Source organism: Streptomyces sp. NPDC045998 (assembly GCF_056430285.1).
The window spans coordinates 60,854-83,813 of sequence record NZ_JBWKLJ010000008.1 but is presented as its reverse complement, the minus strand read 5'-3'; the positions used below and the strand labels follow the sequence as shown (position 1 = coordinate 83,813).

22 protein-coding genes and 6 tRNA genes are annotated in these 22,960 nt (G+C 73.3%); 19 read left to right on the top strand and 9 right to left on the bottom strand.

The window, feature by feature from the left end; translation table 11 throughout:
• Nucleotides 1-384: 384 nt before the first annotated feature.
• From AC07FJ_RS23630 to AC07FJ_RS23595, 8 genes are all read left to right on the top strand, one after another.
• Nucleotides 385-1,449 carry a methionine ABC transporter ATP-binding protein gene (locus tag AC07FJ_RS23630; protein ID WP_479051312.1) on the top strand — a complete coding sequence of 355 codons (1,065 nt, stop codon included), beginning with the start codon at nt 385-387 and terminating at the stop codon, nt 1,447-1,449.
• Entirely contained in the window at nt 1,446-2,117 is a 672-nt protein-coding gene (locus AC07FJ_RS23625) for a methionine ABC transporter permease (protein WP_361422419.1), read from the top strand. The genes AC07FJ_RS23630 and AC07FJ_RS23625 overlap by 4 nt, the downstream gene beginning before the upstream one ends.
• A gap of 69 nt (nt 2,118-2,186) precedes the next feature.
• Nucleotides 2,187-3,056, top strand: a complete 870-nt coding sequence (locus tag AC07FJ_RS23620) for a MetQ/NlpA family ABC transporter substrate-binding protein (protein ID WP_479051311.1) — start codon at nt 2,187-2,189, stop codon at nt 3,054-3,056.
• Between the two features lie 183 nt (nt 3,057-3,239).
• Complete coding sequence (locus tag AC07FJ_RS23615) at nt 3,240-3,875, top strand: GNAT family N-acetyltransferase (protein ID WP_479051310.1); 636 nt, start codon at nt 3,240-3,242, stop codon at nt 3,873-3,875.
• A 67-nt stretch (nt 3,876-3,942) separates the two neighbouring features.
• Complete coding sequence (cbiE, locus tag AC07FJ_RS23610; RefSeq protein WP_479051309.1) at nt 3,943-5,151, top strand: precorrin-6y C5,15-methyltransferase (decarboxylating) subunit CbiE; 1,209 nt, start codon at nt 3,943-3,945, stop codon at nt 5,149-5,151.
• A 313-nt stretch (nt 5,152-5,464) separates the two neighbouring features.
• Nucleotides 5,465-8,797, top strand: a complete 3,333-nt coding sequence (gene cobT, locus AC07FJ_RS23605) for a nicotinate-nucleotide--dimethylbenzimidazole phosphoribosyltransferase (protein ID WP_479051308.1) — start codon at nt 5,465-5,467, stop codon at nt 8,795-8,797.
• A gap of 579 nt (nt 8,798-9,376) precedes the next feature.
• Nucleotides 9,377-10,624: a uroporphyrinogen-III C-methyltransferase gene (gene cobA / locus AC07FJ_RS23600; protein ID WP_479051307.1), complete on the top strand. Its 1,248-nt coding sequence runs from the start codon at nt 9,377-9,379 to the stop codon at nt 10,622-10,624.
• A 74-nt stretch (nt 10,625-10,698) separates the two neighbouring features.
• On the top strand, nt 10,699-11,517 hold the full coding sequence (locus AC07FJ_RS23595) for a TrmH family RNA methyltransferase (protein ID WP_479051306.1): 819 nt from the start codon (nt 10,699-10,701) through the stop codon (nt 11,515-11,517).
• 21 nt (nt 11,518-11,538) lie between these two features.
• Here the strand turns inward: AC07FJ_RS23595 and AC07FJ_RS23590 are convergent, their stop codons facing one another.
• Nucleotides 11,539-12,756, bottom strand: coding sequence for a serine/threonine-protein kinase (locus AC07FJ_RS23590; RefSeq protein WP_479051305.1), 1,218 nt, complete (start codon nt 12,754-12,756; stop codon nt 11,539-11,541).
• Between the two features lie 558 nt (nt 12,757-13,314).
• Between AC07FJ_RS23590 and AC07FJ_RS23585 the strand changes: the two genes are divergently transcribed.
• The 3 genes from AC07FJ_RS23585 (at nt 13,315) to AC07FJ_RS23575 (ending at nt 14,993) form a co-directional block, all read left to right on the top strand.
• Nucleotides 13,315-13,521: a hypothetical protein gene (locus AC07FJ_RS23585; RefSeq protein ID WP_361428914.1), complete on the top strand. Its 207-nt coding sequence runs from the start codon at nt 13,315-13,317 to the stop codon at nt 13,519-13,521.
• A 174-nt stretch (nt 13,522-13,695) separates the two neighbouring features.
• Entirely contained in the window at nt 13,696-14,670 is a 975-nt protein-coding gene (locus AC07FJ_RS23580; protein WP_479051304.1) for a phosphotransferase family protein, read from the top strand.
• Between the two features lie 41 nt (nt 14,671-14,711).
• On the top strand, nt 14,712-14,993 hold the full coding sequence (locus tag AC07FJ_RS23575; protein ID WP_361428910.1) for a TFIIB-type zinc ribbon-containing protein: 282 nt from the start codon (nt 14,712-14,714) through the stop codon (nt 14,991-14,993).
• Between the two features lie 56 nt (nt 14,994-15,049).
• Here AC07FJ_RS23575 and AC07FJ_RS23570 read toward each other — a convergent pair.
• From AC07FJ_RS23570 to AC07FJ_RS23550, 5 genes are all read right to left on the bottom strand, one after another.
• Nucleotides 15,050-15,121 (bottom strand) — tRNA-Val (locus tag AC07FJ_RS23570).
• A 50-nt stretch (nt 15,122-15,171) separates the two neighbouring features.
• Nucleotides 15,172-15,243, bottom strand: a tRNA-Val gene (locus tag AC07FJ_RS23565).
• A 19-nt stretch (nt 15,244-15,262) separates the two neighbouring features.
• Nucleotides 15,263-15,334: transfer RNA gene (locus tag AC07FJ_RS23560), tRNA-Val, on the bottom strand.
• Nucleotide 15,335: 1 nt separating this feature from the next.
• A tRNA-Cys gene (locus tag AC07FJ_RS23555) sits at nt 15,336-15,409 on the bottom strand.
• A gap of 35 nt (nt 15,410-15,444) precedes the next feature.
• Nucleotides 15,445-15,517: transfer RNA gene (locus tag AC07FJ_RS23550), tRNA-Gly, on the bottom strand.
• Between the two features lie 145 nt (nt 15,518-15,662).
• On the opposite strand from AC07FJ_RS23550, the gene AC07FJ_RS23545 reads away from it, so the two are divergent.
• From AC07FJ_RS23545 to AC07FJ_RS23530, 4 genes are all read left to right on the top strand, one after another.
• Entirely contained in the window at nt 15,663-16,718 is a 1,056-nt protein-coding gene (locus tag AC07FJ_RS23545) for a chorismate-binding protein (RefSeq protein ID WP_479051303.1), read from the top strand.
• Nucleotides 16,715-17,527 (top strand): aminotransferase class IV, encoded by an 813-nt coding sequence (locus AC07FJ_RS23540; protein WP_479051302.1) that lies wholly within the window; start codon nt 16,715-16,717, stop codon nt 17,525-17,527. The genes AC07FJ_RS23545 and AC07FJ_RS23540 overlap by 4 nt, the downstream gene beginning before the upstream one ends.
• Nucleotides 17,528-17,560: 33 nt before the next feature.
• Nucleotides 17,561-18,409: a GNAT family N-acetyltransferase gene (locus AC07FJ_RS23535; protein ID WP_479051301.1), complete on the top strand. Its 849-nt coding sequence runs from the start codon at nt 17,561-17,563 to the stop codon at nt 18,407-18,409.
• 83 nt (nt 18,410-18,492) lie between these two features.
• Nucleotides 18,493-19,155, top strand: coding sequence for a maltokinase N-terminal cap-like domain-containing protein (locus AC07FJ_RS23530; RefSeq protein WP_479051300.1), 663 nt, complete (start codon nt 18,493-18,495; stop codon nt 19,153-19,155).
• Nucleotides 19,156-19,327: 172 nt separating this feature from the next.
• Here the strand turns inward: AC07FJ_RS23530 and AC07FJ_RS23525 are convergent, their stop codons facing one another.
• Nucleotides 19,328-19,849: a DsbA family protein gene (locus tag AC07FJ_RS23525; protein WP_479051299.1), complete on the bottom strand. Its 522-nt coding sequence runs from the start codon at nt 19,847-19,849 to the stop codon at nt 19,328-19,330.
• A gap of 174 nt (nt 19,850-20,023) precedes the next feature.
• Between AC07FJ_RS23525 and AC07FJ_RS23520 the strand changes: the two genes are divergently transcribed.
• On the top strand, nt 20,024-20,494 hold the full coding sequence (locus tag AC07FJ_RS23520; RefSeq protein WP_479051298.1) for a hypothetical protein: 471 nt from the start codon (nt 20,024-20,026) through the stop codon (nt 20,492-20,494).
• A gap of 118 nt (nt 20,495-20,612) precedes the next feature.
• Nucleotides 20,613-20,765, top strand: coding sequence for a hypothetical protein (locus tag AC07FJ_RS23515; RefSeq protein WP_361428898.1), 153 nt, complete (start codon nt 20,613-20,615; stop codon nt 20,763-20,765).
• Between the two features lie 55 nt (nt 20,766-20,820).
• On the opposite strand, the gene AC07FJ_RS23510 is transcribed toward AC07FJ_RS23515, so the two are convergent.
• Both AC07FJ_RS23510 and AC07FJ_RS23505 read right to left on the bottom strand, forming a co-directional pair.
• Nucleotides 20,821-21,381: a CGNR zinc finger domain-containing protein gene (locus tag AC07FJ_RS23510; protein WP_479051297.1), complete on the bottom strand. Its 561-nt coding sequence runs from the start codon at nt 21,379-21,381 to the stop codon at nt 20,821-20,823.
• 311 nt (nt 21,382-21,692) lie between these two features.
• The gene (locus tag AC07FJ_RS23505) at nt 21,693-22,106 is read right to left on the bottom strand and encodes an SsgA family sporulation/cell division regulator (RefSeq protein ID WP_003959770.1); all 414 of its coding nucleotides are present in this window, start codon (nt 22,104-22,106) and stop codon (nt 21,693-21,695) included.
• 190 nt (nt 22,107-22,296) lie between these two features.
• On the opposite strand from AC07FJ_RS23505, the gene AC07FJ_RS23500 reads away from it, so the two are divergent.
• The gene (locus AC07FJ_RS23500) at nt 22,297-22,761 is read left to right on the top strand and encodes a TIGR02611 family protein (RefSeq protein WP_479051296.1); all 465 of its coding nucleotides are present in this window, start codon (nt 22,297-22,299) and stop codon (nt 22,759-22,761) included.
• A 78-nt stretch (nt 22,762-22,839) separates the two neighbouring features.
• Nucleotides 22,840-22,914: transfer RNA gene (locus AC07FJ_RS23495), tRNA-Val, on the top strand.
• Nucleotides 22,915-22,960: the final 46 nt, after the last annotated feature.

The window sequence follows — 22,960 nt, the reverse complement described above, 5'->3', positions numbered from 1 at the left end:
CCGCTATGCGGACAGCCGCCCGAACCCCGAAGACGTGTCTGCTTTACTGGCACGCATGACCACGACGAGCAGCCGCACCCTTGCGACCGAGGCGATGATGACGCCCGGTGCTCGTTGTATGTGTCGAATGTGCGCCTTCTGAGGGCCCCCGCGTGAGCCTCGCGCCCCGAAGCGAGACCGACAGCCGAGCCGGCCGCCGCGCCCGTACGCCAGCGGAACGAAGACCGCGACCGCCGGACCGCGCCGCCCGCCCCGCGCACGTGCCACCCCCCGGCCACCGCCGAACCGGCCGTGCCGCGTGTCGGAACGACGAACGACCCGTGTGACGAATGCCCCGTGCCCGGCGGACTCCGCGCCGCGCACTCGACAGTGACGGAAACCCCTGTGATCACCACCTCGGGCCTGACCAAGGTCTACGAGACGAGAGGCCGCCAGGTCACCGCTCTGGACGGCGTCGACCTCCACGTCCGCGAGGGCGAGGTCTTCGGCGTCATCGGACAGAGCGGCGCCGGCAAGTCCTCCCTCATCCGCTGCGTCAACCTCCTGGAGCGCCCCACCTCCGGCACCGTGACGGTCGACGGCACCGACCTGACCGCGCTCGCCGGCCGGGGCCGCCGCGCCGGCAAGGAACTGCGCCGCGCGCGCAGCCGCATCGGCATGGTCTTCCAGCACTTCAACCTGCTGTCCTCGCGCACCGTCCAGGACAACATCGAGCTGCCCCTGGAGATCCTCGGCGTCCACGGCGCCGAGCGCTCCCGCCGTGCGCGCGAACTCCTCGACCTCGTCGGCCTCGCCGACAAGGCCAAGGCGTACCCCGGCCAGCTCTCCGGCGGCCAGAAGCAGCGCGTCGGCATCGCCCGCGCGCTCGCCGGCAACCCGAAGGTGCTGCTCTCCGACGAGGCGACCAGCGCGCTGGACCCGGAGACCACCCGCTCCATCCTCCAGCTGCTGCGCGACCTCAACCGCCAGCTCGGCCTGACCGTCCTCCTCATCACGCACGAGATGGACGTCGTCAAGCAGATCTGCGACTCGGCCGCCCTGATGAAGAAGGGCCGGATCGTCGAGTCCGGCACGGTCGCCGAGCTGCTCGCCACCCCCGGCTCCGAGCTCGCCCACGAGCTCTTCCCGGTCACCGGCACCGCCACCGGCCCGGACCGCACGGTCCTCGACGTCACCTTCCACGGCGAGGCCGCCACCCAGCCGGTGATCTCCCAGCTGTCGCGCACGTACAACGTCGACATCTCGATCCTCGGCGCCGCCATGGACACCGTCGGCGGCAGGCAGATCGGACGCATGCGCATCGAGCTGCCCGGCCGTTACGAGGACAACGTCGTGCCCGTCGGCTTCCTGCGCGAGCAGGGCCTCCAGGTCGACGTCATCGACGACGAGGCGACCGGTGCCACCGCCGCCACCGAAGAGCCGCTGCTGGTCAAGGAGGCCACGAAGTGACCTGGGAAGAGATGCGGCCCCTGCTGGAACAGGGCACCATCGACACGCTCTACATGGTGCTGTGGTCCACCGTCGTCACCGTCATCGGCGGTCTGCCGCTCGGCGTCCTCCTCGTCCTCACCGACAAGGGCGGACTGCTGCAGAACCGGCCGGTGAACAAGGTCATCGGCGCGATCGTGAACGTCGGCCGCTCGCTGCCGTTCATCATCCTGCTCGTCGCGCTGATCCCCTTCACGACCTTCGTGGTCGGCACCTTCATCGGCCCGAGCGCCATGATCGTGCCGCTCTCCATCGGCGCCATCCCCTTCTTCGCGCGCCTCGTCGAGACGGCGATCCGCGAGGTCGACCACGGACTGGTCGAAGCCGTCCAGTCCATGGGCGGCTCCATCCCGACGATCGTGCGGAAGGTGCTGCTCCCGCAGGCCCTGCCGTCCCTGATCGCCGCCCTCACCACCACGGTCATCACGCTGATCAGCTACTCGGCGCTGGCCGGCGCGGTCGGCGGCGAGGGACTCGGCTCCAAGGTCATCACCTACGGCTACCAGCGCTTCGAGACCGAGTTCATGCTCGTCACCGTGGTGCTGCTGATCGTCATCGTGACCGTCGTCCAGCTCATCGGCGACCTCGCCGTACGGCTCCTCGCCCGCCGGGGACGTACCGCCTCCTGACTTCCTCCCCCACACAGCCCGCACTCCTTGTCCGGGCGTTGTCCGCACCACCAGAAAGAGGCACTTTTCGTGCGTAAGAACATCAAGAACCTGAAGCTCACCACCGCCTTCGCCGGCATCACCGCCCTCGCCCTCGGCCTCACCGCCTGCGGCACGGCCTCCGACCCGGGCGCCAAGGCCGACGGCGGCAAGGCCGACCCGTCGAAGCCGCTCGTCGTCGCCGCGTCCCCGACGCCGCACGCCGACATCCTCACCTTCGTCAAGGACAACCTGGCCGAGAAGGCCGGCCTGAAGCTGGAGGTGAAGGAGTTCACGGACTACGTCCTGCCGAACACCGCCACCGAACAGGGCCAGGTCGACGCCAACTACTTCCAGCACAAGCCGTACCTCGACGACTTCAACAAGAAGAACGGCACGCACATCGTCCCGGTGGTCAACGTCCACCTGGAGCCCCTCGGCTTCTACTCCAAGAAGGTCAAGGACCTCAAGGACCTCAAGCCCGGCCAGACCGTCGCCGTCCCCAACGACACCACCAACGAGGGCCGCGCGCTCAAGCTCCTCGCCGACCACGGTGTCATCACCCTCAAGGACGGCGTCGGCGCCGACGCCAAGCTCTCCGACATCAAGGACAAGAAGGGCCTGGAGTTCAAGGAGCTGGAGGCCGCCACCGTGCCCCGCGCCCTGAACGACGTCGACGCCGCCGTCATCAACGGCAACTACGCCATCGAGGCCAAGCTCAACCCGGCCAAGGACGCCCTGGCGCTGGAGAAGCCCGAGGGCAACCCGTACGCCAACTTCCTCGCCGTCAAGAAGGGCAACGAGAACGACCCCCGGGTCCAGAAGCTCGTCAAGCTGCTGAACTCGCCCGAGGTGAAGAAGTACATCGAGGACACCTACAGCAACGGCGCGGTCATCCCCGCCTTCGGCGCCGTGAAGTAACACCCCCGAACCCCGCAGGCCCCGCGCACCCCATCCGGTACGCGGGGCCTGCGGCGTCACCACGGTGACGTGACGACGCGGCCGTACCGACCCGCCCATGCGTATCGCGTGCCCCATGCTGCATGCTGTGCGTTCATGGCTTTACGAACGGTTTTACGGACGGTCTTCGGCATGGAGCAGCGCATGACATCCACCTTTCCGGACATCTCCATCAGCACGGAACGGCTGGTGCTGCGCCCCTACGAGGAATCGGACATTCCGGCTCACACCGAGATGATGAACGACGAGCTGATCGTCGCCTGGACGTCGGTTCCCCACCCGTACACCACCTCCCACTCCCGGGAGTGGGTCGGCAGGATCGCTCCTGCCGAGCGCACCGAAGGCCGCGGCATCGTCCTCGCCGTCACCGAGTTCCTCACCCAGCGCCTCGTCGGCTCCGTCCACCTCCGCAACACCAACTGGCACACCCGCGCCACCGAGGCCGCCTACGTCACCGCCCCCTGGGCCCGCGGCGAGGGCTACGCCACCGAGTCCCTCCTCGCCGTCGCGCAGTGGCTCTTCCGCGACCGGCGCTTCGAACGCCTCGAACTGCGCACCGCCGCCGGCAACACCGCCTCCCAGCAGGTCGCCCAGAAGATCGGCTGCATCAGCGAAGGCGTGCTCCGCAACGCGTGGATAGCCCGCAGCCGGACGGAGGACGGCGGCTGGGCCGACATCCGCACCGACCTGATCGTCTGGAGCCTGCTCCCCGAGGACCTCGAAGGCGCCGACGACCAGCACGCCGACGCCGGTTACAGCGGCTACACCGACTGGAACTGACCGCCGTCCCGCGCGGTACCCTCAGCCTGCCCCCGACCTGCATCAACACCCCAGGAGACAGACCAAGATGGCCGACCGGGTCACGGTGATCGGCTGGGACGGCTCGCCCCTCACCGCGGCCGCGCGGTCCGCCCTGTCGGCCGCCACCCTGGTGGCCGGAGCCGCCCACCACCTCGCGCTCCCCGAGGTCCCGCCGACCGCCGAGCGCATCCGCCTCGGCAGCGTCGACCTCGCCGCCCGCCGCATCGCCGGCCACCGCGGCACCGCCGTCGTCCTCGCCGACGGCGACCCGGGCTTCTTCGGCGTCGTCCGCACCCTGCGCGCACCCGAGCACGGGCTGGAGGTCGAAGTGGTGCCCGCCGTCTCCTCCGTCGCCGCCGCCTTCGCCCGGGCCGGCATGCCCTGGGACGACGCGCAGATCGTGGTCGCCCACAGCCGTACGCTGCGCCGGGCCGTCAACGTGTGCCGCGCCCACACCAAGGTCGCCGTCCTCACCTCCCCGGGCGCCGGCCCCGCCGAACTGGCCCTGCTCCTCGAGGGCGTGCACCGCACCTTCGTCATCTGCGAGGAGCTCGGCACCGAGCGCGAACAGGTCACGGTCCTCACCTCCGACAAGGCCGCCGACCACGCCTGGCGCGACCCCAACGTCGTCATCGTCATCGGCGCCACCGCCGCCCCCGCCCCCGCCGGACCCTGGCTGATGGGCCGCGATCCCGGCCCCGTACGCGGCTGGGCCCTGCCGCCCGGCGCGTACGACGGCGAACCCTCCCGCGGCGAATCGGCGGACCTGCGCGCCGCCCAGCTCGCCCGCCTCGGCCCCCGCCCCGGCGACCTCGTCTGGGACATCGGCTGCGGCTCCGGCGCCCTCGCCGTGGAGGCCGCCCGCTTCGGCGCCGCCGTCATCGCCGTCGACGCCGACCCCGACGCCTGCGCCCGCACCGAGGCCGCCGCACGCCGCTTCGGCGTCCAGCTCCAGACCGTCGCGGGCCGCGCCCCGCACGTCCTGGAACGGCTGCCCGAGCCCGACGTCGTACGCGTCGGGGGCGGGGGAGTGCCGGTCGTCGCCGCCTGCGCCGACCGCCGCCCCGAGCGGATCGTGGCGCACGCCACCACCAGGGACGAGGCCGAGGCGATCGGCGCCGCCCTGACGGAGGGCGGATACGCGGTCGAGTGCGCACTGCTCCAGAGCGTCGAACTCGACACCTCCGCCTGGCGGGAGCGCGACCGCTCCGTGGTGTTCCTGCTGGCCGGAAGCAGGCCGGCTCCGGCCCCGTGACCATGCCACTACGGCACGGGAGGTAGGCTGGCCGATTGTTGTACCGCAGCCGGGCGTTCGGCACTACGTACGCCAATGTCCGGAAAAGGGGCCCTCTTTGGGGCGGCCTCTGTGGTATGGCGCAATCGGGGGGGTGCGCGACGTGGCGCAGTCCACAGCCAACGGTGGCGGAACCCGCTGCCATGCCCGGCCGAAGGCCGCGACAATACGTGATGTCCCGCGGGCCTTCGTGCCGCGCGGCGCGCACGCTCGTTCTCTTCGATGAGTGCGGGCGAAGGTCTGAAGGAGCACAACCGATGGGCGAGGGGTACGCATGACTGACACCGGCCAGGTCCCGGGCGAGGGACAGCCGGAGAGCCCGGGCATGGTGGAGCAGCCGGGCATCCCCGCTCCGGACGCGTACACCTTCCTGGACCCCTCCGACACCACCGCCGAGGACGACGACCTGCTGCTGATGCCGGGCGCCCAGGGCGCGTGGGGCAGCGACCCGCAGGCCGCCGCCGTGGCGCCCCCGCCCATGCCGGCGCAGGCGCAGCCGCAAGCGATGCCGGTGCACCAGGCGCAGGAGCCGACGCCGCAGCCGGTGGAGGCGCCCGCCCCGGAACCGATCGCTCCGGAGCAGCCGCAGCCCGTGTACGAGGCGTACGCACCGGCCGCCCCCGAGCAGCAGCCGCAGGCGGCGTACGAGCCGGCCGCCCCCGAGCAGCAGCCGCAGGCGGCGTACGAGCCGGCCGCCCAGGAGGCGGACGCGCACGTGGCGGGCGGCCGTGACTCGGGGTCGGTCGACCTCGGCGCCGTACGCATGCCGCTGGCGGAAGCCGCGCCCGCTCCCGCTCCCGAACCCGCCCAGACTCCGGCGCCGGCCGTCCAGGGCCCGCCGCCCGCGCGGCGCCCGCTCCACATGGGGCCGCCGGTGACCGACGCGCCCTCCGGCGTGGTCCGCTCCCTCGCCGACCGCGGCCCGGCCGCCGCTCCGTCGGCTCCCGCTCCCGCTCCCGTTCCGGCGCCGGCGCCGGAACCGATGCCGGAGCCCGCGCCGGTGCCGGTACAGAACCCGGGCCCGGCGACGACCGGCCCCGAGTACTTCGAGGTGGCCCACGAGGAGCCCGCGCCGGTCCAGCCCGGTCCGCAGCTCGCGGTCGACATCCCGCCGCAGGGCGCGGAGCCGTGGTCCCCGCAGCCGGTCGAGGCCGTCCAGCCGCTGCCCGCGCCGACGGAGCCCCAGCCGGAGGCTCCGGTCCCAGCAGAAACGGTCGTTCCGCAGGCGCCGGTGGAGCCGTCCGCCGCGGAGCCTGCCGCCGAGCCCGCCCCGGAGCCGGTCGCGACCGTCCCGGCGCAGCGCGTGGCCGCCCCGGAGCCCGCGGCGGAGACCCCGGCCCCCGCGGCCCCCGTCGAGGCGGAGGCCACCCCGCAGGAGCCCCAGGTTCCGCCGGTGGCGGAGGCGCCCGAGGCCCCTGCGGCCCCCGAGGTACTTGAGGCTCCCGCAGCCCCCGAGGTTGTTGAGGTGCCTGAGGCTCCCGCGGCCCCCGAGGCCCCCCAGGTGATCGAGCAGCCGACGGCCGAGGCCCCCGCGCCCGAGACTCCGGCCGTCGAGGAGCCGCCCGCCGTCGAGCCCGCCACCGAGGAGCCGGCCGCCGAGGAGCAGCCGGTCGAGGTGGAGGCAGCCCCCGAGCAGGTCCAGCCCGTCGAGGCGGAGGCAACTCCCGAGCCGGCCCAGCCGGTCGAGGCCCCCGCTGACGAGGAGCCCGCGGCCGACACGAGCACCACCACGGTCGCCACCGACACCACGGACGCCGCCCCGGCACCGGCAGCAGCCCCGGCCACGCAGCCGGAAGAGGTTCCGGCCCCGGCCACGGACGCCGCCCCGGCCCCGGCCACGCAGCCGGAAGAGGCCCCGGCCCCGACAGCGGCCACCCCGCCCGCCCCCGGCTACGACGAAGCCGAGCGCGAGGCGGTCCTGCGCGTGATGCGCGAGCGGCGCGACATCCGCAACGGCTTCCGCAGCGACCCGATCCCGCACGAGGTCCTGCTCCGCGTCCTCGAAGCAGCCCACACGGCACCGTCCGTCGGCCACTCGCAGCCGTGGGACTTCGTCGTCATCCGCTCCGCCGAGACCCGGCGCACGATGCACGAGCTCGCCCAGCGCCAGCGCGAGGCGTACGCGAAGTCGCTGCCCAAGGGCCGGGCCAAGCAGTTCAAGGAACTGAAGATCGAGGCGATCCTCGACACCCCGGTCAACATCGTGGTGACCGCCGACCCGACCCGGGGCGGCCGCCACACGCTGGGCCGCCACACGCAGCCCCAGATGGCGCCGTACTCCTCGGCCCTCGCGGTCGAGAACCTCTGGCTCGCCGCCCGCGCCGAGGGCCTCGGCGTCGGCTGGGTCAGCTTCTTCGACGAGCGCGAGATGGTCCGCGCCCTCGGCCTGCCCGAGCACCTCGAAGTGGTCGCGTACCTCTGCGTGGGGTACGTCGACGAATTCCCCGAGGAGCCCGAGCTGATGCAGGCGGGCTGGTCCAAGCGCCGCCCGCTCTCGTGGGTCGTCCACGAGGAGACGTACGGCCGCCGCGCGCTGCCCGGCGAGGAGCCGCACGACCTGCTCCAGGAGACCGTCGCCAACATCCGCCCGCTGGACGCGAAGGCGCTCGGCGAGGCGTGGGAGCGGCAGAAGCGCATGACGAAGCCCGCCGGGGCGCTCGGCATGCTGGAGATCATCTCCGCCCAGCTCTCCGGTCTGTCCCGGATGTGCCCGCCGCCGATCCCGGAGCCCGCCGCCGTGGCGATCTTCGCGGGTGACCACGGCGTCCACGCCCAGGGCGTCACCGCCTGGCCGCAGGAGGTGACGGCCCAGATGGTGGCCAACTTCCTCGGCGGCGGCGCGGTCTGCAACGCGTTCGCCAACCAGGTGGGCGCGGAGGTCTGCGTCGTCGACGTCGGCGTCGCGGCCGACCTGCCCGCCACGCCGGGCCTGCTGCCCCGCAAGGTGCGCCCCGGCACGGCCGACTTCACCATCGGCCCCGCCCTCACCCGCGAGGAGGTGCTCGCCGCGATCGAGGTGGGCATCGAGACGGCCCGCGACCTGGTCGCGGCCGGCAACAAGGGCCTGCTCACCGGCGAGATGGGCATCGCGAACACCACCTCCTCCGCCGCGCTGATCTCCGTCTACACGGGTGTCGACCCGGCGGAGGTCACCGGCCGCGGCACGGGCATCAACGACGAGATGCACGCCCGGAAGGTGGACGTCGTCCGCCGGGCCCTGGAGCTCCACCAGCCGGACGCGGCCGACCCCATCGGCGTCCTCGCGGCCATCGGCGGCCTGGAGCACGCGGCGCTGGCCGGCTTCATCCTCGGCGGCGCGTCGCTGCGTACGCCGGTCATCCTGGACGGCGTCAGCGCGGGCGCCGCGGCGCTCGTGGCCCGCGCCATCGCACCCGAGGCCCTGGCGGCGTGCATCGCGGGCCACCGCAGCGCCGAGCCGGGCCACGTCGCGGCCCTCAACAAGCTGGGCCTGCGCCCGCTGGTCGACCTGGACCTCCGCCTCGGCGAGGGCACGGGCGCGCTGCTGGCCCTCCCGGTGGTCCAGAGCGCGGCGCGCGCGATGCACGAGGTGGCGACGTTCGACTCGGCGGGCGTCACGGAGAAGTAACTCCGCGCTCCGGAGGTCCCGCCCACGAGGGTGAGGGGGACGGGGTCGGAGCGTGGGGGGTGCTCGGGCGTAAAACGACTGAACTCGCGCGAAGCGCGGTGAACGAGAGCCCGAGCACCCCCCACCGAAGACCCCGGCCCCCGCCCGGGCCCACCCGCCGCAAGCGGCAACCACCGCAAGCGCCCCACCGGCGCAAGAGCCCTGGCCGCAAGCGGCAACCACCGCACGCAGCCCCCGCCCCACCGGCCAAAAGCCCCGCACCCGCCGCAAGCGGCAACCACCGCAAGCGCCCCACCGGCGCAAGCGCTCACCGGCCATAAGCCCCCCCACCGGCGCAAGCCACCCCCACCTCCACCCCACCCCACCTCCACCCCCCGCCCCCCACACGGTCCCTCCACGGCGAAAGCCCCCGGACCACCCCGGCGCCCCGCACCGTAAGGTGGTCGCAAGCGCCCCACCGCCGCGCGCCTCCCGCGCCACCCCTGCCCCACCAGCCGCTTCACCGTCGCAGCGGCCTCGCAGACAGCACATCGCAGACCGCACACCGCACCACCGCCCCCGTCGAGGAGCCGCACCCTCATGGTCGAGTACGCCGAGCAGCCCGCCTACCCCGTCGGACTTCGCCTCTCCGGGCGCCGGGTCGTCGTCATCGGCGGCGGCCAGGTCGCCCAGCGCCGTCTCCCCGCGCTCATCGCGGCGGGCGCCGACATCACCCTCGTCTCGCCGTCCGCGACCCCGTCCGTCGAGGCCATGGCGGAGGCGGGCGAGATCACCTGGGTGAGGCGCCGTTACGAGGACGGCGACCTCGCCGACGCCTGGTACGCGCTGGTCGCGTCCACCGACCCGGAGGCCAACGCCCGCGCTTCCGCCGAGGCGGAGCGCCACCGAGTGTGGTGCGTACGCTCCGACGACGCCGATGCGGCCACGGCCTGGACCCCGGCGACGGGCCGCGGCGAGGGCGTCACCGTCGCGGTCCTCACGGGCCACGACCCGCGCCGCTCCGCCGCCGTGCGGGACGCGATCCTCGAGGGACTGCGCGACGGCTCCATCGGCGCGCCGCACCACCGCGCCCGTACGCCGTTCGTCGCCCTGGTCGGCGGCGGCCCCGGCGACCCGGACCTGATCACGGTCCGCGGCCGCCGCCTGCTCGCGGAGGCGGACGTCGTCATCGCGGACCGCCTGGGCCCGCGTGACCTGCTCGACGAGCTGCCGCCGCACGTCGAGGTGATCGACGCCGCGAAGATCCCGTACGGCCGCTTCATGGCCCAGGAGGCGATCAACAACGCGCTGATCGAGCACGCGAAGGCGGGCAAGTCCGTGGTCCGCCTCAAGGGCGGCGACCCGTTCGTCTTCGGCCGGGGCATGGAGGAGGCGCAGGCGCTCGCGGAGGCGGGCATCGCGTGCACGGTCGTGCCGGGCATCTCCAGCTCGATCAGCGTGCCGGGCGCGGCGGGCATCCCGGTGACGCACCGCGGCGTGGCGCACGAGTTCACCGTGGTCAGCGGCCACGTCGCGCCCGACGACCCGCGTTCGCTCGTGGACTGGGAGTCCCTCGCGAAGCTGCGCGGCACCCTGGTGATCCTCATGGGCGTGGACAAGATCGGCGCCATCGCGCAGGCGCTGGTCGCGTACGGCAAGGCCCCGGAGACGCCGCTGGCGCTGATCCAGGAGGGCACGACGGCCACGCAGCGGCGCGTGGACGCGACGCTCGCGACGGTGGCGGAGAAGGTCAAGGCGGAGGACGTACGCCCGCCGGCGGTCATCGTCATCGGCGACGTCGTCCACGAGGGCCCGCACAAGCGCCCCGCGGCGCAGCCGTCCGCGTAACGCTCCCCCTACACGCGACCACACGCGACCGCGACCACACTCGACTCGCTCCGACGACGACAAGGCAGCACCCCGTGGCGGAACTCCTCACCCTCGCCGACCCCGACGACCCCCGGCTGCACGACTACACGGGCCTGACCGACGTCGAGCTGCGCCGCAGGCGCGAGCCGGCCGAGGGGCTGTTCATCGCCGAGGGCGAGAAGGTCATCCGGCGGGCCGCCCAGGCCGGTTACGCGATGCGGTCGATGCTGCTGTCGGCGAAGTGGGTCGACGTCATGCGGGACGTCATCGAGGAGGCCGAGGCGCCGGTGTACGTGGTGAGCCCGGACCTCGCCGAGCGGGTGACCGGCTACCACGTGCACCGCGGCGCGCTCGCCTCGATGCAGCGCAAGCCGCTGCCGGCGGCGGACGAGCTGCTCGCCGGCACGCGCCGCGTCGTCGTGATGGAAGGCGTAAATGATCATACGAATATTGGGGCCATATTCCGGAGCGCCGCCGCGCTCGGCATGGACGCGGTGCTGCTGTCGCCGGACTGCGCCGACCCGCTGTACCGCCGCTCGGTGAAGGTCTCCATGGGCGCGGTGTTCTCCGTGCCGTACGCCCGCCTCGAGTCCTGGCCCCAGGGACTGGAGACGGTACGGGAGGCGGGCTTCCGCCTGCTCGCGCTGACGCCGCACGAGAAGGCGGCGGCGATCGACGAGGTGGCCCCGCACCGCATGGAGCGGGTGGCGCTGATGCTGGGTGCCGAGGGCGAGGGCCTGTCGGCGAAGGCGCTGCGCGCGGCCGACGAGTGGGTCCGCATCCCCATGGCGCACGGGGTGGACTCGCTGAACGTGGGTGCGGCGGCCGCGGTCGCGTTCTACGCGGTGGCCACCGGCCGCCCCGAATCCTGAGCGCCCACTCCTGCAGCCCTGCTACCCCTGAAGGCCCTGCGCGGCCGCGATCCCCAGCAGCACGATCAGCGTCACGACGACGAAGACGACGATCCGCTGGCGCAGGAGCCGCGGGTTCGCGGGCCGTCGCCCGCCGGGCGACGTCCGTACGCCGGGCCGGGAGCCCGTGGGCCGGGTCCCGGGGCGCCCGCCTCCGGTCCGCGCGCCCCCGCGTGAGGGGTGCGGTGCGGGCGTACGCGGCGCGCCGCGCCCCTGGGTCGTACGCCCCCCCGTGTTGCGGCCGGTGTTGCGTTCCGTGTCCCGCGCGGGGCCCCGCTCCCCGTTGCGTTCCGTGTACCGCTCGGTGGGCCGGTCCGTGGGCCGCTCGTCCAGGGACCGCCCCACCGGTCGCTGCGCGAGCGGCCTCTCCGACAGGCCCTGTGCCTCGCGCGCGGCGATCTCCTTGAGCCGCATGGACAGCTGCAGCGTGCTGGGCCGCTCCTCCGGGTCCTTCGCCAGGCAGGCCCGTACGAGGGGGGCCAGCGCGTCCGGCACGCCGCGCAGCTGCGGCTCCTCGTGCACCACCCGGTAGAGCATGACCTCGGAACTGCCGTGCCCGAACGGCGAGTCGGCCATCGCCGCGTACGCCAGGGTCGCGCCCAGCGAGAACACGTCCGTGGCGGGCGTGACGGCCGCGCCCCGCACCTGTTCGGGGGCGAGGAAGCCGGGGGAGCCGACCGCCGTACCGACGTGGGTGAGCGTGGAGGCGCCGGTCGCCCAGGCGATGCCGAAGTCGATGATCCGGGGGCCCTTGGGGGACAGCAGGATGTTCGACGGCTTGAGGTCCCGGTGGACCACCCCGGCCTCGTGGACGGCCACCAGCCCCTCGGAGAGCGCGGCGCCGATGGCGGCCACGTCGGCCGCCGACAGCGGCCCCTCCTCGGCGACCTTGTCGTGCAGGGACGGACCCGGCACGTACTGGGTGGCGAACCACGGGCGGTCCGCCTCCAGGTCGGCCGCCACGAGCCGCGCCGTGCATCCACCGCGAATGCGCCGCGCGGCCGACACCTCGCGGGCGAAGCGCGACCTGAACTCCTGGTCCTCGGCGAGATCCGGCCGGATCACCTTCAGGGCCACCCGCTGTCCACGCCGGTCGGAGCCCAGGTACACGACCCCCATGCCGCCGGCGCCCAGCCGCCGGTGCAGCCGGAACGAGCCGACGACACGCGGATCCTCGCGCCGGAGCCGCATCATCGCCATGTCCGTCCCCTACCTACGGTGGGGAGCTCCCCACCCCGCAGCCGCGGTTATCCGTTTGACGGGCACAGCTTACGTACCCGCGCCCCGGTGTGCTCATAGGCCGCGCCCTCGCGGACGGATTGAGGAGGGGTCAGAAGGCGGCAGGGCTACGGGCTTCCGGCGGCCGCGGGTCCCACGACCCGCCGGGCGAGGGGGAGTTGGGGCACGGCGCGGAAACGACCCGGTGCACCGCCGAGCGGGGTGATCGACATCACCCCGCGCCCCCACCTCCCGCGACCCCGCGCCCCCACCTCCCGCGACCCCCGCGCCCCCACCTCCCGCGAACCCGTCGCGCGTCCCCGTCACCCCTCGGGGATGTCCCCCACCCCCGGGACCGCGTCTCCACCCAGGGGAGTACGCGCCGGGCCCACGGCTCATCCTCCGGGAGGCCTGGCAATCGGTACGCGGGCATGACGCCTCCGACCGGCCGCGTCCCTAATGTTGAGCTCAAGCGGCGGGTGCGGTACTCGTCCCCCGAGATCGGACGCCCGCCGCTGCCAGATCGACAGGAGAGGAACCATGGCGGACACGGCACCGCGGACGCTGGTCCGCGCGCAGGGACGGAAGGCCTACGCCTCGTTCGGCGACCGCCCGTCCGGCAGGCGCCACCCGTTGGTGGCGACGATGATGGTTCTTCCCCTGGCGGCACTGCTGGTGGTCGCCTTCGGCGGCTGGGACGCGGTGCTCACACAGGCGTCGTCCGTGGGCGTGATGCTGGGGCGCTGAGCGGCGCCCCGGATCCGGGAGAGCGGCCCGGGTCGGGGACATCCGGCCAACAACCCCGTGGGGACGGGGGTGCGGCGGACGGCTGGGGCCTGATGCGAAAGACAGGCCCTGTGGGTGGCCGGCAGCTGGGGAGCTGCCGGCCACCGAGCTTTTCCCGGGCCGTAGGGTCGGCGTATGGAGACCGGGAAGGTACTCGTCCAGGAGCTCGCGGGGGTCGCGCGGCGTGCCGCGCATCCCCAGGGCCCGGCGCGCGCGGGGTGCCCCGCGTGTGGGCGGAGCGCGCCCGCCGTGCTGGCCGACCGCGCGGACGGAACCGTCGTACGGCACGGGCACGCCGTCGCCAAGGCGCACGCGCCCGACACCGAGGAGGCCGCGCACCGCGCGCGCCTCGCGGTCGCCGCGCATCCCCTTCTGTCGGGCATCCTGCTGCCGCCCCTGCCGGTGAGCGCCGCGGAGGTGCGGGGCCGCCCCGTGACGGCCTGGCCGTACGGCACACCCGTCGACCCCGCCGACCCGGACGCCGCACCCTGGGAGGAGGCGGCGACGCTGCTGGCCAGACTCCACGCGGTCCTGCCCGCCGACCTCCCCGGCCCCCTGCCCCCCATGCGCGGTCCGGCCAAGGCGGCCCGCGCCGTGGCACGTATGCGGGCGGCGGGGCCGCATCCGGCCGCGGCCCCCGTCCTGGCGGCCTGGACGCGGCTGCCCGCCTGGGCCCGCGACGAAGCCCCGTCACCCGGTCCGGCGGCGCTCTGCCACGGCGACCTCCACCTCGGCCAGCTCGTCCGCCACCCGGCCGCCACCGGCCCGTGGCTCCTCATCGACGTGGACGACCTCGGTCTCGGCGACCCCGCCTGGGACCTGGCCCGCCCGGCGGCCTGGTACGCGGCCGGCCTGCTGGCGCCCGACGTGTGGGCGCGGTTCCTCGGCGCGTACCGCGCGGCAGGGGGCCCGGCGGTCCCCGCGGACGGCGACCCGTGGCCCCGGCTCGACGTCCCGGCCCGCGCGCTGACGGTGCAGACCGCCGCCCTCGCGGTCGCCAAGTCCCGCGCCGAGCACCGGGACCTGGACGACGTCGAGCTCGGCGTCGTCGACGCCTGTACCCGAATTGCGACACTCCCGCCCGAGTTGGACCCCGGCCCCACGTCGTAGGGTGAGGACACCATCCGTACGGCGAGGAGTTGAGCCGAACCATGCAGTGTCCCAAGTGCCACGCGCCCATGCACACGTACAACCGCAACGGCGTCCAGATCGAGCAGTGCAGCGGCTGCCGGGGGATCTTCCTCGACTACGGCGAGCTGGAGGCGCTGACCCGTCTGGAGGCCCAGTGGGTGCAGCAGGCCCCGCCCGCGCCGCCGGCCCCGCAGGGCTACCCGGCTCCGGCCGCCCCCGCCTGGGGTGCGCCGCACCACGGCCACCACGGGCACCACGGCAGCCACCACCGCGGCTTCGGCCGGCTGCTCTTCTCCTCCTGAGCGGGGGAACAGCACGGAGCCCCGGCCGCGTGATGCGACCGGGGCTCCGGACGGTGTGGACGATACTGGGATTGAACCAGTGACCTCTTCCGTGTCAGGGAAGCGCTCTCCCGCTGAGCTAATCGTCCTCGGGACCATGATCCGAACAATGAAGACGATCAAGATCATGGGCACTGCGTGCGCGATACTGGGATTGAACCAGTGACCTCTTCCGTGTCAGGGAAGCGCTCTCCCGCTGAGCTAATCGCGCGGGGGATCCGAAGATCCAGTGGACGATACTGGGATTGAACCAGTGACCTCTTCCGTGTCAGGGAAGCGCTCTCCCGCTGAGCTAATCGTCCTTGGAGGTGGAGACGGGATTTGAACCCGTGTAGACGGCTTTGCAGGCCGTTGCCTCGCCTCTCGGCCACTCCACCCGGAGTGCAGGGGGTCGGGAAGATCCCCCACTTCGAGCGGACGACGAGATTCGAACTCGCGACCCTCACCTTGGCAAGGTGATGCTCTACCAACTGAGCCACGTCCGCTTGTCGTTTCCGTTTCGCTTTCGCGTCCCGGCGACGTGTTGAACTCTAGCGGATTCCCGGGCCAGTACAAAAACGCGTTTGCCCAGCGTGCTGCGCTGACCTCGCCCGGCGCCGTCCCACCGGCCCCCGCCATAGACTCGCAAGCGTGCACCACCTCGCTCCTCTGGCCCGCTTCGGCGGCCTCCTCGCCACCGACCTGCGGGACGTCACCAGTGATCCCGAGGCCCTCGACTCGACCGGCTTCTGGGCGGTCAGCGCCGACTTCGAAGGCCGTCTGACCTGCGCCCGCTTCGGTGACGTCCGTACGGCCCCCGTTCCCGCGCCCGTCCCCGGCGCCTGGCGTGGACCCGCCACCGGCGACTGGACGTCGTCGCTCGACCGCGCCGCGTACACCGCGGGCGTCCGCAGGATCCGGGAGCACATCGCGGCGGGCGAGGTCTACCAGGCCAACCTCTGCCGGGTGCTCTCCGCGCCCCTGCCGGACGCCGCCGCCGACGTCGACGCGCTCACCGCGCTCCTCGCGCGCGGCAACCCCGCCCCGTACGCCGGAACGATTCGCCTGCCCGCCCACGGCGTGGAGATCGCCACCGCGTCCCCCGAGCTCTACCTGCGGCGCGACGGCCGCACCGTGGAATCCGGCCCGATCAAGGGCACCGGCCGCACGCCCGAGGACCTGCTCGACAAGGACCACGCCGAGAACGTGATGATCGTCGACCTGGTCCGCAACGACCTGGGCCGCGTCTGCGCCACCGGATCGGTGACCGTCCCCGCGCTCTGCGCCGTCGAGGCGCACCCCGGACTCGTCCACCTCGTCTCCACCGTGCGCGGCGAGCTCGCCCCGCGAGCGGGCTGGACGGAGCTGCTGGAGGCCACCTTCCCGCCCGGCTCCGTCACCGGCGCCCCCAAGTCCAGCGCCCTGAGGATCATCGAGGCGCTGGAGACCGCGCCCCGGGGTCCGTACTGCGGCGGCATCGGCTGGGTCGACGCCGACCGCCGCACCGGAGAGCTCGCCGTCGGCATACGCACCTTCTGGATCGACCGCGCGGACGGCGCCGCCGTGCTGCGCTTCGGCACCGGCGCCGGCATCACCTGGGGCTCCGACCCGGAGCGCGAGTGGGCCGAGACCGAACTCAAGGCGTCGCGGCTGCTCGCGGTAGCGTCGGGGACGTACGAGGCGAGTGGAAGGACCATCGGACAATGAAGCTGTGGGTCGACGGCGGGCTGCGCGACGCGGACACCGCCCGGATCTCCGTGCTGGACCACGGCCTGACCGTGGGCGACGGGATCTTCGAGACGGTCAAGGCGGAGGACGGCCGTCTGTTCGCGCTCGAGCCGCACCTCGACCGGCTCACCCGCTCCGCCCGCGGCCTCGGCCTGCCCGATCCGGACCTCGACGAGGTGCGCCGCGCCTGCGCCGCGGTCGTGGAGGCCAACCCCATGCCGCTCGGGCGGCTGCGCATCACCTACACCGGGGGCCTGTCCCCGCTCGGCTCCGAGCGCGGCGACACCGGGCCCACCCTGATCGTCGCCCTCGGCGAGGCCAAGCACCGGCCCGACACCACGGCCGTGATCACGGTCCCCTTCACCCGCAACGAGCGCGGCGCGCTCACGGGCCTGAAGACCACCTCGTACGCCGAGAACGTCGTCGCCCTCGCCCAGGCGCACGCGCAGGGCGCCTCCGAGGCGCTGTTCGCCAATACCGTCGGACAGCTCTGCGAGGGCACCGGCTCCAACGTCTTCGTCGTCCTCGACGGGCAGCTCCACACCCCGCCGCTCGCCTCCGGCTGCCTCGCCGGCATCACCCGCGCCCTCACCGTGGAGTGGACCGGTGCCCAGGAGACCGACCTGCCGATGGACGTCCTGCGGAGCGCGGAGGAGATCTTCCTGACCTCCACCCTGCGCGACGTCCAGGCCGTCCACCGGGTCGACGGCCGCGACCTGCCCGGCGCCCCCGGCCCGGTCACCGCCAAGGCCATGCGGATCTTCGCGGAGCGCGCCGCCCAGATGTGAGCCCCCGGCCGCGGGGTGGGTAGGACACTGCTGATGACCACCACCCTGCGGCCGACCGGGCCGCTTCAGCAGGCCCCCGACGGCACGCGCTCACGCTCGTACGACATCTGCGTGAACAGCCGTCCCGTCGGCGCGGTCGAGCTCGGCACCCAGCCCGGATTCGGCACGGCGATCGGGACCGTCCGCTCGCTGCGCGTCGACGAGCCCGACCGGCGGCGCGGCCGCGCCACCGTGGCCGCGCTCGCCGCCGAGGAGGTCCTGCGGGGCTGGGGCTGCCGCCAGATCCAGGTCGTCGTCCCCGTCGAGGCCACCGTCGCGCTCCGCATGACCGAAGCCCTCGGCTACACCGAGCGCGGCCGCACCATGGTGAAGGACCTCGCGGGGCCGCCGCCCGCGCCGCCCGACGACGGCGTGACGGTGCGGCCGATGAGCGAGGCCGAGTTCCAGGAGTGGTACGCCACGGCCCGGGAGACCTTCGCCCGCGGCTGGATCGCCCGCGGCGTACCAGAGGCCCAGGCCAGGGCGGCGTCCGAAACCAGCCACCGCACGAGCCTCCCCGACGGCCTCGCCACCGAGGGCACCGCCTTCCACGTGGCCGTACGCGACGGGAGCGGGATCGCCGGCCACCTATGGACCGGCCGGCGCGCACTCGACCCCGGCGGCGAGCCGGTCGCGTACGTGTACGACATCGAGGTCGCCGACGGCCAGCGCGGCCGGGGCTACGGCCGGACCCTGATGCTCGCCGCCGAGCGCACCGCCCACGGCTGGGGGCTGCGCCGCATCGCCCTCCACGTCTTCGCGGGCAACACCCCGGCGGCGCGGCTGTACGAGTCGCTCGGCTACGCCACCACGCACCTCCACCGCTTCAAGCCCCTGCTCTAGCGGATGTCTAGGCAGACGGTGGGGCCGCGGCGTACCTTGTGGATCTTGGTATGTACACCGTCCGACGGAGGAGAGTCCCCGGCATGGCCGTCATCCACCAGACCACCGTCACCCCCAGCAAGCTGGAGATGCTCACCGCCTGGCTGCCCTCGCGCCCCTGGTACCGCGGCGACGGGGAACCGCGGCTGACCAAGGCCGGCGGTTTCCGGCTGGACGACCCGGAGGGGGAGGTCGGCATCGAGTTCATGGTGGTCACCGACGCCGCACCGGGCGCCGACGGCGCCTCCGCACCGGCCGGCTACCTGGTGCCGCTCACCTACCGCGGCGCCCCACTGGAGGGGGCGGAGCACGCTCTCGTCAGCACCGCGGAGCACGGCGTGCTGGGCACGCGATGGGTCTACGACGGCTGTCACGACCCGGTCCTCACCGCCCAGCTGCTCGCCCTGATCGAGGGCCGGGTGCAGGCCCAGGCCCAGAGCGTCAGCGACGCCGTCGACGAGGAGGTCGCCCGCTCCTTCACCGGCGACGGGCCGGTCCCGGCGGATTTCACCACCGTCGTCGAGCACCCGGACCGCACCGAGCTGTCCACGCCGGACGGCGCGACGCTCGTCCTGCGGCGGATCTTGAGCCCCGGCTCCGACGGCCCGGCGGACCTGCCCGAGGGGGCCGCCGGACACGTCGTCGGTGCCTGGGAGCTGCCGGACGGCAGCCGGGCGCGGGGCCTGGTCGCCGTCCTGCACGTCTGAGGGTCGGAGCCTAGGGCCTGTCTTCCGGATCTTGCCGGGCTCGCGTGCCCTGGTGCCGCACCTCGCCGCGTTGTCGTCGGTCGCCACTGCTCCGCAGTGACTCCCTCCTCCGCCTTGCGATGTACGGCACCAGACCCCGCTCCCTTAACCGGCCTGATCCGAAAGACAGGCCCTAGGCCTGGGCCAGGAGCCGGTCGGCGATCTCCTCGATGCGCTCGCGCAGACCCTCCTGGCTCTTGCCGCCGTCCAGCCGCTCGCCACCGATCACGTACGTGGGCGTGCCCGTGACGCCGATCGCCTTGCCCTCGGCCTGGTCGGCGTCCACGGCCAGCAGGTGCCGGCCGTCGATCAGCGCCGTGTCGAACTCCTCGGTGTCCAGGCCCAGTTCGGCCGCCACCTCCAGCAGTAGCGGCTCCCCGCGCGACGCCAGCTCCTCGGTCCTGGCCAGCACCGCCTCCGCGTACGGCCAGCCCTTGCCCTGTTCCAGCGCCTCCTCGGCGGCCTGCGCCGCAGCGTAGGCGTGCTGGTGCCGCTCCAGCGGGAAGTGCCGCAGCCGCACCTCCAGTCGGTCGCCGTAGCGGGCGCGCAGGTCGCGCAGGTCCTCCAGCGCGGCGTGGCAGTCGGGGCACTGGAGCTCGCACCAGACGTCGAGGACGACGGGGCCGGCGGTGTGGTCGGTGGGGGAGTCAGTCATGAGACCAGTTTTCCAGCAGGGGCCGCGGGTCCCCAACCCGGAGATCTCCCTGAGGTTGGCCGAGGACCGTGGCCGCCGGACGCGCGCCCGGTGCAGGATGGAGGGGACGTATGACCCGAGGGGTGTACGACCCGAAGACGTGCGACCTCGCCACCGCCCAGCCTGGAGGACCGGATGCTCGCCGAGACCGTTTGCTCCGCCGTGTCGGCGGCAGGGCTGGGCATCGCGGCCATCGCCGCGTACCGCAGGCGGTTCCTCGCCGCCACCCGTATCGCCGCCTACGCGCTCGTCCCGCTCGGACTGGTGATGACCGGCGCCGTGGAGTGGCTGGCCGGGACGGCCTTCAGCCCGGTGGCGTGGGCCGGTTTCGGCGTGCTCGGCGTGGCGTGGCTGCTGTTCGCGACCGGCAGGGCCGTCGAGCGGCGCAGGGCCGGCAGGCGCGTGCAGCCGGAGGCGGTCGCCCCGGCCGCGTCGGCGCCCTCCCTGGGCGCCGGTTCCGCCGGACCGCGCCGGCCCGCCGGACCGCGCCGGCCCGCCGGGAAGTCCGGCCCGACGTCCGGCCCGAAGTCCGCCCAGAAGTCCGGCCCCGCCCCCGCCGACGACTTCAGCGACATCGAGGCGATCCTCAAGAAGCACGGCATCTGAAGCGTCCTCTGTGCGGAACGGCTGAGGGGCCTCCGGGAAACCGGCGTCCCCCACAAGCGTGTGGGAAGGGCCGTTCCCCGATCATCGGGCGTCCGGTTGCGCCATCATCGGCCCCGAGATGCTGGATACCTCGCGGGAGCGTCCTCCCGCCACCACGAAAGAGCCGCGCGGTTGCCTCTTCGCGCTGTCCCAGCCCCCGTTGATGATCTTCCTGGGGGTGATCGGCTGCCTGCTGCTCATGGCCGCCGTCCACGACCTGTTCCTGCTCTGACCCCGACCCCGATCCCGATCCCGACGCCGGCCCCGACTCCCGCTCCGGCTCCGGATCAGCCGGTCGTTGCTTCCTTGCGGCGGGCCCGGTACGCCGCCACATGCAGACGGTTACCGCAGGTACGGCTGTCGCAGTAGCGGCGGGAGCGGTTGCGCGACAGGTCGACGAAGGCCCGCCCGCAGTCCGGCGCCTCGCAGCGCCGCAGCCGCTCCCGCTCGCCCGCGACCAGGATGAAGGCGAGGGCCATGCCGCAGTCGGCGGCCAGGTGGTCGGCGACCGACGCGCCCGGCGCGAAGTAGTGCACGTGCCAGTCGTAACCGTCGTGGTCGGTGAGCTGCGGTGTGGTGCCGGCCGCGGCCACCAGCTGGTTGATCAGGTCGGCGGCGGTGTGTGCGTCGGGCGCCGCGAACACCTCGGCGAACCGTTTCCGTACGTCCTGGACCGCCTTCAGATCCCGCGTGTCGAGCTCGCCGACGCCGCTGACGTCGTGGTCGCGTACGAACGCGTACAAGGCGGCGACGTCCCCGAGTATGTCGTCCCGCCCGTCCTCGGGCGCCGTGTTCATCAAGTCGACGACGGTGTCGAGGGCGATCCGGGTGTCGTGGGGGATCAGCACGAATTCCGCTCCGCTCCCTGGCCTGATGCGGTGGGCGGGCGCCCGCCGCATGTGGCGCCGACTCTAGCGGCTCGTGCGCGCGCCACCGGATGCGTGCCGGTTTCGTACCGGCTTCGCGGGCTTCGCGGGCTTCACGGAGCAGGCGGCACACGACCGCGCCGTCACGGCGAGGGTTCGCCGTGACGGCGCGGGTGTCCGTCCTGTACAGCCTGTCGGTGGCCGTGTGGGGTTGTCCGCGCGGCGCCGTCGCCCCGAGTCGGACGGCGCCGTGCGGCTCTCGGCCTGGCTCAGCCGCTCAGCTCGTCAGCCGGTCAGCTTTCGGCCAGGATGTGCGAGAGCTCCGTATCGAGGTCGAAGTGTCGGTGCTCGGTGCCCGGGGGGACGGCGGCGTCGGTCCGCTTCAGGAACGACTCCAGGGCCCTCGCCGGGGCCTCGAGCAGGGCTTCTCCCTCCGGGGAGCTCAGCGCGATGCAGACGACGCCTTGGCCGTGGCTGCGAGACGGCCAGACACGGACGTCGCCGGTTCCGGTGGGGCGGTGCAGCCCCTCGGCGAGAAGGTCGCGGGCGAACACCCACTCGACCGTCTCCTCGGCTCCGGTGTGGAAGGTGGCGTGCACGGCATACGGATCGGCCGTGTCATACCGCAGGCCCGCCGGTACAGGCAGTGAGGACTCGCTCGACACAACGAGGCGCAGGTGCAGCTCGCAGCTGACCGTGGTGTTCATAAGCGCCAGGGCCTTTCGCTCAGTGTGCGCTCGGGGATTCGCACGTCGGCGAAATCGACATGCCACCTACGGTGCCGTTGTAAACCCCTCTGTCTGTTTTGTGATGGTTGAGCTCCCTCGTATGGCGGTGTGTAACCGGTGGTTATACGGCCATTCCGGTGCCCCCGCCTCGTCCGGTAGGTTGGGCCTCATGAAAGCGGAGAGTGACGAGCGGGGGAGGGGCGCCCAGCCGGCCGCTCCGGAACCCGCCACGGGGGACGTGACAGGCCGCGAGACCGACGAACCGGCGCTCGGTTCGCGGGCGCCCGGCTTCATCAAGGCGCGGCGCACGCTGCACCTCAGCTGGCAGGTCGGCGTGTTCGTCGTCGGCCTCGCCGTGGTCGGGGCGGGCATCGTGATGCTGCCGCTGCCCGGCCCGGGCTGGGTGGTGATCTTCGGCGGCATGGCCATCTGGGCCACCGAGTTCGTCTGGGCGCAGCTGGTGCTCCGCTGGACGAAGCGGAAGGTCACCGAGGCGGCGCAGCGCGCCCTCGACCCGAGGGTACGCAGGCGCAACATCATCCTCACGACGATCGGCCTGGTGATCATCGCCGCGCTCGTCGGTGTTTACGTGTGGAAGTACGGCATCGTCATGCCGTGGAAGATCCCCCGCTGACGGGGCAACCCTCACCGGCTCCCCTCCCGGGGTGGTCGGAGGCACCTGCTGACATGCGGTAATGTTTGCGGTGCGCCCGGGCGATTAGCTCAGTGGGAGAGCGCTTCGTTCACACCGAAGAGGTCACTGGTTCGAACCCAGTATCGCCCACCACCCGGACCGGAGGCCCGGAGACGTGATCACGTCTCCGGGCCTCCGG

Bases quoted from the DNA above. Each gene is read 5' to 3' on its own strand.
- AC07FJ_RS23500 (WP_479051296.1), top strand. From the start codon at position 22,297: ATGAAAGCGGAGAGTGACGAGCGGGGGAGGGGCGCCCAGCCGGCCGCT.
- cobA (WP_479051307.1), top strand. From the start codon at position 9,377: ATGGTCGAGTACGCCGAGCAGCCCGCCTACCCCGTCGGACTTCGCCTC.
- AC07FJ_RS23520 (WP_479051298.1), top strand. From the start codon at position 20,024: ATGCTCGCCGAGACCGTTTGCTCCGCCGTGTCGGCGGCAGGGCTGGGC.
- AC07FJ_RS23580 (WP_479051304.1), top strand. From the start codon at position 13,696: ATGGAGACCGGGAAGGTACTCGTCCAGGAGCTCGCGGGGGTCGCGCGG.
- cobT (WP_479051308.1), top strand. From the start codon at position 5,465: ATGACTGACACCGGCCAGGTCCCGGGCGAGGGACAGCCGGAGAGCCCG.
- AC07FJ_RS23530 (WP_479051300.1), top strand. From the start codon at position 18,493: ATGGCCGTCATCCACCAGACCACCGTCACCCCCAGCAAGCTGGAGATG.
- AC07FJ_RS23505 (WP_003959770.1), bottom strand. From the start codon at position 22,106: ATGAACACCACGGTCAGCTGCGAGCTGCACCTGCGCCTCGTTGTGTCG.
- AC07FJ_RS23575 (WP_361428910.1), top strand. From the start codon at position 14,712: ATGCAGTGTCCCAAGTGCCACGCGCCCATGCACACGTACAACCGCAAC.
- AC07FJ_RS23525 (WP_479051299.1), bottom strand. From the start codon at position 19,849: ATGACTGACTCCCCCACCGACCACACCGCCGGCCCCGTCGTCCTCGAC.
- AC07FJ_RS23540 (WP_479051302.1), top strand. From the start codon at position 16,715: ATGAAGCTGTGGGTCGACGGCGGGCTGCGCGACGCGGACACCGCCCGG.
- AC07FJ_RS23515 (WP_361428898.1), top strand. From the start codon at position 20,613: ATGCTGGATACCTCGCGGGAGCGTCCTCCCGCCACCACGAAAGAGCCG.
- AC07FJ_RS23585 (WP_361428914.1), top strand. From the start codon at position 13,315: ATGGCGGACACGGCACCGCGGACGCTGGTCCGCGCGCAGGGACGGAAG.
- AC07FJ_RS23615 (WP_479051310.1), top strand. From the start codon at position 3,240: ATGACATCCACCTTTCCGGACATCTCCATCAGCACGGAACGGCTGGTG.
- AC07FJ_RS23590 (WP_479051305.1), bottom strand. From the start codon at position 12,756: ATGGCGATGATGCGGCTCCGGCGCGAGGATCCGCGTGTCGTCGGCTCG.
- AC07FJ_RS23535 (WP_479051301.1), top strand. From the start codon at position 17,561: ATGACCACCACCCTGCGGCCGACCGGGCCGCTTCAGCAGGCCCCCGAC.
- cbiE (WP_479051309.1), top strand. From the start codon at position 3,943: ATGGCCGACCGGGTCACGGTGATCGGCTGGGACGGCTCGCCCCTCACC.